This window comes from Pseudomonas sp. NBRC 111127 (assembly GCF_001320345.1).
GTDB lineage: Bacteria > Pseudomonadota > Gammaproteobacteria > Pseudomonadales > Pseudomonadaceae > Aquipseudomonas > Aquipseudomonas juntendi.
The window spans coordinates 1-8816 of record NZ_BCBD01000205.1 but is presented as its reverse complement, the minus strand read 5'-3'; the positions used below and the strand labels follow the sequence as shown (position 1 = coordinate 8816).

7 protein-coding genes and 4 pseudogenes are annotated in these 8816 nt (G+C 57.4%); 5 read left to right on the top strand and 6 right to left on the bottom strand.

Annotation, left to right across the window (positions count from 1 at the left end):
* Positions 1–182 (bottom strand): annotated as a pseudogene (locus APH30_RS29345) (hypothetical protein); the annotation flags it as partial.
* 268 nt (positions 183–450) lie between these two features.
* Here APH30_RS29345 and APH30_RS24840 point away from each other — a divergent pair.
* The 4 genes and pseudogenes from APH30_RS24840 to APH30_RS24825 form a co-directional block, all read left to right on the top strand.
* The gene (locus APH30_RS24840; protein ID WP_054904734.1) at positions 451–1938 is read left to right on the top strand and encodes a DUF6861 domain-containing protein; all 1488 of its coding nucleotides are present in this window, start codon (positions 451–453) and stop codon (positions 1936–1938) included.
* Positions 1935–3050, top strand: a complete 1116-nt coding sequence (tri1, locus tag APH30_RS24835) for an ADP-ribosylarginine hydrolase Tri1 (protein ID WP_054914037.1) — start codon at positions 1935–1937, stop codon at positions 3048–3050. Before APH30_RS24840 ends, tri1 begins: the two co-directional genes overlap by 4 nt.
* A 489-nt stretch (positions 3051–3539) precedes the next feature.
* Positions 3540–5264: pseudogene (locus tag APH30_RS24830) on the top strand (type VI secretion system tip protein VgrG); the annotation flags it as partial.
* Positions 5258–5783: pseudogene (locus APH30_RS24825) on the top strand (IS5 family transposase); the annotation flags it as partial. The pseudogenes APH30_RS24830 and APH30_RS24825, both read left to right, overlap by 7 nt.
* 202 nt (positions 5784–5985) lie before the next feature.
* Here APH30_RS24825 and APH30_RS24820 read toward each other — a convergent pair.
* The 5 genes and pseudogenes from APH30_RS24820 to APH30_RS29705 form a co-directional block, all read right to left on the bottom strand.
* Positions 5986–6288: an immunity protein Tsi6 family protein gene (locus APH30_RS24820; RefSeq protein ID WP_054914036.1), complete on the bottom strand. Its 303-nt coding sequence runs from the start codon at positions 6286–6288 to the stop codon at positions 5986–5988.
* A 53-nt stretch (positions 6289–6341) separates the two neighbouring features.
* A pseudogene (locus APH30_RS24815) lies at positions 6342–6658 on the bottom strand (hypothetical protein).
* A 140-nt stretch (positions 6659–6798) separates the two neighbouring features.
* A complete protein-coding gene (locus tag APH30_RS24810; protein ID WP_054914035.1) occupies positions 6799–7359 on the bottom strand; it encodes a hypothetical protein in 561 nt (186 codons plus the stop codon).
* A gap of 21 nt (positions 7360–7380) precedes the next feature.
* Positions 7381–7818 (bottom strand): hypothetical protein, encoded by a 438-nt coding sequence (locus APH30_RS29710; protein WP_256222128.1) that lies wholly within the window; start codon positions 7816–7818, stop codon positions 7381–7383.
* A 34-nt stretch (positions 7819–7852) separates the two neighbouring features.
* Positions 7853–8371, bottom strand: coding sequence for a hypothetical protein (locus tag APH30_RS29705; RefSeq protein ID WP_256222127.1), 519 nt, complete (start codon positions 8369–8371; stop codon positions 7853–7855).
* 81 nt (positions 8372–8452) lie between these two features.
* On the opposite strand from APH30_RS29705, the gene APH30_RS28445 reads away from it, so the two are divergent.
* Positions 8453–8816, top strand: a 364-nt coding sequence (locus APH30_RS28445) for a PAAR domain-containing protein (protein WP_177333790.1), incomplete at its 3' end; no start/stop codon positions are given.

Genomic DNA, 8816 nt, shown 5'->3' with positions numbered 1-8816 from the left:
CCTTTGAGCGACGTTTCCACGACGGGCGCATTTCGGTAAAGGCGGCCATAGAGTGGCACGATATCCACCCATAGGATGTAGGCTGCAAATGTGCCCATGGCTAACATGAACAGGCACAGGCCTATGGCCGTGAACCTGAAAAGGACCGGGGACCTGACGTGCAGTTCGGGATGGTTTTTCATGCATGCCTCAGCATTCCGTGCTGGGCGACAGGGTGCCTGTTTTCGTGAGGGAGGGGCAATGGCATCAAAGCGGTGCTGACTATTTGCCATCATTGCCGCCGTGCGATTCCCTGAGGAAAATGCTGCCGCCGGGAAATTTATTTCACGAACGGTGGTCACACATCTGCGTAGCGGCCATGCGCTATCAGTTGCTCCACTGGCGGCCTCCACCGTGCTTGCCGAGGTACAAGGCAGGCGCGCCAATTTTCAACGGACTGTGATGTAGAAAATGGACCTTTTAGCCAACGTCCCCAGCTGGAGTGACATCGAGCGCAACCTCGACCAGAAGTTCAGCGCGGCGAACCAGAGCATCCGCCACGGGTTGCAGAGCGCCCACGACAGTTGGGACGGCTTTAGTCGACGCGTCAGCGATGGCGCCAGCCAGGCCTATGGCTACATGGGGGGCCACCGCATCGACAACGTGCAGCAGGCGCTGGCGATGTCGTATCCGATCTTCCAGGAAGACCTCAAGCGCAAGTGGGCCTCCATCGGTATCGAACAGATCCTGCCAGTGCTGCTGCAACTGGTGAAGGAAGTGTCGATGATTCTCGGTGGCAGCATCGCCGTGGGCTCTGCCGCAGGCGGCGCGATCGGCGCCTTGGCCTTTGGTTTTGGCGCAGCTCCGGGTGCGGTGGCGGGGGCGGGCATCGGCCTGGAAGTCGGCAACCTGATTCTCCTGGCGTTGGGGCTTTCGGCCATTGCCGAGTATTTCATCAAGGGTTTGCCGGCTTGCCTGAGTACGCTCCAGGAAGGCATCGCCACCGCCTGGAATGCCGAAGAAGGTGTCAAGCCCGCCGGGCTGGACCCGACCGGAGGCTCGGCGGCGGTGATCCAGGAACGCACCGAGCGTGCCGCCCGGCAACTGGCTCGCGGCCAGGAGCAACTGGTGCTGCTACTGCTGGTGGGCATCGTCACCTACCTGCTGCGTGGGCAGATGAAAGCCGGCATCATGGGCAGCATGGAGAACATCGCCAGCCGCAGTGCCAAGCTGCAGGCCGATATCGCCAACAAGCAGTTTGGCGCCTGGCTGGCCAAGAACGAAGCCAAGCTGCTGGCCCATCCAGACCTGCAGGTCAAAGACCCGACGCCCCTCAAGAAACCTGAGCTGCCAGAGCCGGTTCGTCGCCCTGAACCAGCACCTGCAGCCAAACCCGTGGCTAAGCCGCCGGTCATGTCCTTGCGCGATGCCGTGGGCAATCAGACCGCAGACCGCTGGATATCAACGGGCAGGCGTATTGCCGACTTCACCGACCCCAAACGCTCTGCATTGCTGACCGACGACCAGATCGGCGCGCTGCATGGTTACACCACTAACGAGGGCTATCAGTGGATCAACCCGGCACTGCGCGGGCAAACCCCGTTCAGCCCGCAGATGGAGGCTTTCGTCGCGCATGCGAACGACGGTCTGGCCAAACTGCCGTCCTACGCTTTAGGTGACACCTTCCGCGGCACCACATTGCCGTCCGATGTCCTGTCGAGGATGCAGGTCGGCCTGCCAACCAGTGATGCGGCGTTCATGAGCACATCTGCAGACTCGGCCCTTGCTTTCAACGGCAATGTGAAGATGACGGTGCAGGGCATCACTGGCAGAGATATCAGCTTTCTCTCGGGCCACAGGGAAGCTGAGGTATTGTTTGCGCCTGGCACGCGCTTCGATGTTGTCGACAGGGTCGACAATGGCGCCTTTACCCAATTCATTCTCAAAGAAATCCCATGATCGATCTAAGAAGCTCGAACGCATTGCTGGCCGATTACGTGCAGCGTTATGCGCACCTGTCACCGGAACCCTCCCGGCCGTTGCAACAGCGGATGGACTACACCTTGCAGCCGGATGCGCCGGCGGCGCCCGCAGTCAAACCCCAATGGCTGCAGTCCAGGGCCTGCACCTTGACGCCAGAGCAGGCGCTGGACCGTGCCAAAGGCGCGCTGCTAGGGCTGGCCATTGGCGATGCGGTCGGCACCACGCTCGAGTTCCTGCCGCGTGACCGGGAACAGGTGAGCGACATGGTCGGCGGTGGCCCCTTCAAGCTCACTGCGGGCGAGTGGACCGATGACACCAGCATGGCGCTGTGCCTGGCAGATACCTATGTGAGCCAGGGCAAGTTCGATTACGCCACCTATGCGAATGCTCTCGTGCGCTGGTACCGCAAGGGTGAAAACAGTGCCAATGGCCGTTGCTTCGATATTGGCAATGCCACGCGCAACGCGCTCGAAGGCTGGCTGCGCGAAGGCATCACCTGGCAAGGCAACTACGACCCGTCCAGTGCAGGCAATGGATCGATCATCCGCCTCGCACCTACGGCGATCTATCGCCGGCATTCGTTGTCCGCGAGCTGGTGGGAAAGCGTCACCCAGAGCAGCGTGACGCACAACGCCGACGAGGCAGTGAACAGCTGCCAGTTGTTGGCCGCTCAACTGCATCTGGCACTCAATGGCGCCGATAAGGAAGAAACCCTGGCACCTGCCGTGCGTTCGTTGCGCCCCCGCCCGATGATCATCAACGCTGGCGAATACAAGCAAAAGTCCCGCGACCAGATTCGCTCTTCCGGTTATGTGATCGACACCCTGGAAGCTGCGCTGTGGGCAGTTTGGAACACCGACAACTTCAAGGACGCGATTCTGCTGGCTGCCAACCTTGCCGATGATGCCGACAGCGTCGCGGCCACTGCCGGCCAACTGGCGGGGGCGCTGTACGGCGTCTCTGGCATGCCCCCGGAGTGGGTGGCGAAGGTTGCCTGGTCGGAACATATCCAGGCGCTGGCATGGAAGTTGTTCGAGCTGGCACCGCAAGTGGATGAACTGGATGCGTTGCTTTACGGCCAGCGTTGAAGGTACGGGGAGCAAATGTGAACTGCGCCACGAATCGATACATTTTTTTGTGGCGGTTGCGATGGCTGCAACAGTTGCGGAGCACGATTGACAGAGCGCTTGGCGCTGGCCCCGCTGAGAACCGCGCAAAGCCGCGCACGCGGGAGCTTCACGCGACACAGCAGGTGTGCAGGTGATGGAGCAAATTGCCTGAATGATGGCTATATGGCATTGCCTTGATTGCATGTGAGCCACGGTTTTCGCGGCTTGCAGCAAGTTGACAGGGTAGCTTTTGACGGTGTTTTCTTTGGGCCTTTCTGGCCGCTGACCCGCCCGAATGTGACCAGTGTCACGTTCATGGCAACGCGACAAGGCACTTTTCCGGGTGCTTGCGGTCGCATGAACCCGCGGGACGCGCACGCGCGAAGCGTGCGCCTCGTACCCCGCATGAACAGAGTTGTCGCTGAGCATCGCAAGCGCGTGCTGGCCGTGTTTTCAAGGAGATTTCGCTTGATCATGGACCTGGCCTCCGCGCTGCTGTCGCCGCAGAACCGCCGCCTGTTCAAGTTCCACAACCTCGCCAACCCCGAGCAGGATTTGCTGCTGGAAACCTTCAAGGGCGTCGAGGCTTTGTCGCGGGCATTCAACTACGAACTGCTGCTGGTCTGCGAAGATTCTGGCGTGCCGCTGAAGTCGATGATGGGCCAGCACGTCAGCATCGAGATCGAGCTGGCCGAAGGCGGCCCGCGCTATATCACCGGTTACCTCACGCGCTTTGCCAGCATCGGCAGCGACGGTGGCATGGCGCGCTACACCGCCACCCTCAACCCGTGGTTCTCGATGCTCAAGAACCGCTTCGACACGCGGATCTTCCAGGGCAACACCGTCGAGGAAGTGGTCACCGAAGTGTTCGCCCTGTGCCCGGCGTTCTCCCGTCACGAGTTCCGCCTGACCCGGCCGCAGAAGCGCTACACCTACATCACCCAGTACCGCGAGACCGACTTCAACTTCGTCCAGCGCCTGCTGGAGGAAGAGGGGATGTTCTACTACTTCGAGCACACTGCCGAAGGCCACACGATGATCATCTGCGATGACTCCAGCACGCTGGTGGACATTCCCGAGCAACCGCAGATCCGCTTCCACAGCGCTTCGGTCACCGAGACCGCCGACTCCATCACCCAGTGGAGCGGCAACCGCCAGCTGCAGTCCGGCAAGATGGCCACGCAGACCTTCGACTACCGCCAGCCAAGCAACCGCCTGCCGGTGGCGCTGAACAGCGTGAACAAGCAGGGCGACGTGGAAAACTTCGAGATCTACGACTTCCCCGGCCAGTACACCCACGGCACCTACGACGAAGGCGAAACCCTGCTGCGCCTGCGTATCGATGCGCTGGAGCTGCGCGGCAAGAAGTTCGAAGGCGCCAGTAACTGCCGCGCCATGAAGCCCGGCTACACCTTCGAGCTGTTGCAGCACTACAGCCATGACCAGGGCGCCGTCGAAGACCGCCAGTTCCTGCTGATGAGCGTGGAAAGCGAGGGCCACAACAACTACCTCAGCGGCCAGCAGGCCAGCTACTACAACACCTTCACCTGCGTGCGCAAAAAGATCCCGTTCCGCCCGCAGCTGAGCACACCCCGGCCGACCATCGCCGGCCCGCAGACCGCGATCATCGTCGGCCCACCGGGCGAGGAAATCTTCACCGACGAACTGGGCCGGGTGAAGATCCAGTTCCACTGGGACCGCAACGGCAAGTACAACGACCACAGTTCGTGCTGGGTACGCGTAGCCCAATCCGGCGCCAGCGGCGGCTTCGGCAGCATCCAGATCCCACGCGTCGGCGACGAAGTCGTGGTGGTGTTCCTCGACGGCAACCCGGACCGCCCGCTGATCATGGGCAGCCTGTACAACAGCACCAACACCCCGCCTTGGGCGCTGCCGGCTAACAAGACCCAGAGTGGGTTCCTGACCCGGTCGATGAAGGGCAAAGGGTCGAATGCCAACTTCTTACGCTTCGAAGACAAGGCTGGTGCTGAGCAGATCATCATGCACGCCGAGCGCAATCTGGATACTGAGGTTGAGGCAGATGACAGTCTCAAGGTGGGCGGGAATCGAACGATCAATGTCGAAGGCAAACATTCCGAAACGATCAAGCTGGAAACCAGTATTGCGGTGGAGGAGGGTTCGTATTTTGTGACGGTTGATCAAGGGGCAGTGAAAATTAAGGCTGCAACTTCCCCAGTTCGACCGATAACAAGGAGGCAAACACGATCCGCAAATGCACCAGACTAAGAAAGGAAATCAGTATTTCTTCGGCATGAAAGCGCATATCGGGGCCGAGGCTGAATCGGGTCTGGTACATCATGGCCATGGCACCGCCGCCAACGTGGCTGACGCGACGGAAGTTGCTCATCTGTTGCACGGTGACGAGAACGTTGGCTGTGCTGAGGCAGGTTACACCGGCGTAGAGAAACGGCCAGAGCACGACGGTCGGCAAGTGATCTGGCAGATCGCTGAGCGACGTAGCACCTACAAGCATTTGAGCAAACGCAGTGCGCTGTACAAGGCCAGGCGCAAGATCGAGAAGGCCAAAGCCCAGGTACGTGCGAAGGTCGAGCATCCGTTTCGGGTGATCAAGCGCCAGTTCGGTTATGTGAAGACTCGCTTCCGTGGCCTGGCCAGGAATTGTTCGCGCTGTCGAATCTGTGGATGGTGCGCCGGCAATTACTTACCACTGCAGGAGAAGTGCGTCTGTAGCGAGGGGAAAACCGAGCTGAAGCCCGGTTTCGACGCCATTGACAGCTGAAAACCTGACTGAGGTAAGTCAGCGCCTCGTTTATCGCGGATGGCTGAGCAACTTGTTCGGAGTTTCCCTAGCGCGCCCACACCAGGTTGTGGTCCACCTCCAACGGTCGCAGTGGAGTCCTCGGCCGTTTGGCGGTCGGCGTTCCCTCGGTAATTATTTCTCTCCAGGCAGGCGAATCTTCAGGCCGTTGCCTGATTGCTCTGCAATGTAACAAACATGAAGCATTGCCACGGCGAGGGCTTCGTCCGTGGGTTCAAATTCCTTGGCCGCGATAGCACCAATCGTCAGTCTGTGCAGTTTCGATTTATCCTTCTCTGTGCCGTCGAACACGGCCCTAATGTACTTTAACTGATCGATGACAGTGGCGTAGACAGGAAAGCCAGGGATGCGATTTTGGCGATCAATGGCGAGTGCGAGCGCTTTGTCTATATACTCGAGTGGTGTAGTTGGTCTCATCAGTCAATTGGGTCCGTCAGATTGGAAGTGCGCTTTCTGAGTAGAAACTACCGTCAGCCCTTGCTCGGCTTCTCGCCTATGCTGGTCTTGAGCTGGCGCAGGGTGGGAGACTCGCCACCGGTCAAATCTATACGAAACTCCGCAAAAGCATGCTCCAGTTCGGCGTATTGCTGTAAACCATCCTCGGTGAACAGGTAGCGGCCCGGAATATCCGCCACTGCATCGGCATATTAATCAGTTTCTGGTCTGCCGCTTTCAGTAATGGTTTCAGTTCTATGCTCAACTTCATATCCTCCGGGACTTGGTTCTTCAGGCTGTCCATGACCACGCGAAGCTTCAGCGACTTCTGTTTGAGTGTTTCGGTATTCATGTTCAGCCCGCTATGGGCGCTGTTTTCAGTTCATAGGGCATCAGTTTATGTCTGGGATGATCAGCGTCGCTAGTTTCAGCGGCCATCGACCTTAATGCAACAGAGTGCGGTAGTCAAGGGTGCGAAAGTTGCCTGAAACGTCACCTTCCATCGGCTTTAACGCAAATATCTTTGCCATCAATTACTTTGCACGGCCAATGGTCATTGATGTAGTGGTCTGGTTTGAAGCACGCGCTTTCGTCATTGACCCAGAATAACTGCCAGGCGGAGCCAGAGAGTAGAAGTTTAGGGCAGGGCGTGTAATCTCGGCTCACCAGTATCAAGGTTGTGATAATGATGAGTGCTGGAGCCAAAATTACGGCTGTTTTAATTGAGGCGCGCAGCATGAAAAATTGGAACTTGCTTAGCTTGCTATCGCGTGGGGGATTAAATTTTTTTCCCTGCCAGATCGCAATCGTCGCAGCGACGATCAAATAGATAAGACCGGGTATCCCCATCAATAGGAAGAAACCGAGGTAAGGCGTTTCTACGATGGGCGCGTCTCGATATATGCGACCATACAGAGGGAAGATGTCATGGCCCAGCCAGTAGACGCTCAAGCAGAATGCAATTACTGCAAATGGAATGAATGCAGATGCAACAAGTCGTATTCTTAAAGGCGACGGGTTGCCGTGCAAATCAAGTTGCTGTGTCTTTTTCATGATATTAAAAATTTGGCAGTTTCAAGTTGTCGAGATTCGGCAGGTTTCCAATGCTCGGGAGGCGAGGAAGCTTGAGCTCTCCGGGCTGTATTTTTTGAGCACCCAAGTTTTCGCTTCGTCATAAAGATATTCAGCGGTTTGTGCTGCAGTGTCGGCTACAGTTTTCTCAATTTCCTCTCGGATTTCGTGGATGTCGATTATTGTATTTTGCTCTTTTATGCTTTCAAGGTGAGCGACCGCGTATCGCAAACTCTCCTTGACAGCTGTCTTGATGCCATAGTGGTTATCAATGGCATTAAGCCCAAAGCCAGCAATAAAGACAAAGATTGCTGCGGCGACAACGGGTGCTGCAGCGGCGGCGGCAAATGTTCCTACGGCGACTGCTGCTGCATACCCGACAGCGGTCGCGATGCCTGCCTTTATGAGTTCGACGCCTATGCCTCCGAATAGATCAGTCATAGCCCGCTCGTCACTAAATACCCACTCAGCAACTTCAATCCCTACAGCCACCCAGCATGAAAGCTTGAAGCCGCTTATTGATGATCCGCGAATGGCCGTACTTGCCGATCCCAAGCTCTAGGAGCTGCGCATTCCGTACTCCATAGCGGGTCCCTTTCAATTTTCGGCGTAAACCGGGGTACCCTGTAATTATTAGGTATTGTTTGCCATTATGTACCGATATTCTTGCCTCGGTGCCGAAGCCGCCGATGTCTCGAAGCAGGATGCTGATATTTTTTATATCAATGAGGGCCATGCCGGCTGGCACGCCGCAGTTCGTGTTTACGACCGTATGCGGAATGCCATTGTACGTCGATTTCATGCCGCTCCACGCGCATTCTAGCCAGTAGCGCTGATTCAACGTACACGCTTGCTGAGGTTGGGTGGCTGCTTGAGTGAGAGAGGCCTGCCTGGCCTCTATCCTCAAGTTTTCTAATGGCATGATCACCATCTCGCGGTTATTCTTCTCCATGTCGTGCTCTAGCTGATCGAGCATTATTTTACTAACGAACATGGGCGGTTCCTCCTTGGTGAACTCTGCGAGAGTGCCTCATTGGCATTTCGGTAGCCTACACGTGCAGATGGACACGCGCAAATCAGCGCTTTAGGTGGATTGCTTGCTGGCTTAGCAATTGGAGCAGGCGCGGTACTCATGGGTATTGCCGTTATCGGAACCGGCGGGCTTGGGGCTGTAGCGCTAGCCGCGATGGTTGGCGTGGGAGCAGCTACCGGCGCTGGAATCGGTCAACTGATTGGTAGCCTATCTTTCGCTTGTAGTGAAACAGGACGCATACGATCAGGCTCAAGTAACGTTTATATAAACGGTAAGCCTGCTGCGAGGGCTCATCTGGATAATGCCGAGTGTTCAGATCATCCAGGGGGGGCTAAGATATTAGCCCAGGGTAGTGACTCGGTTGGGTGTGCCTACGAAGATGCGGCGGAAAAGCCGGTGCGCGAAA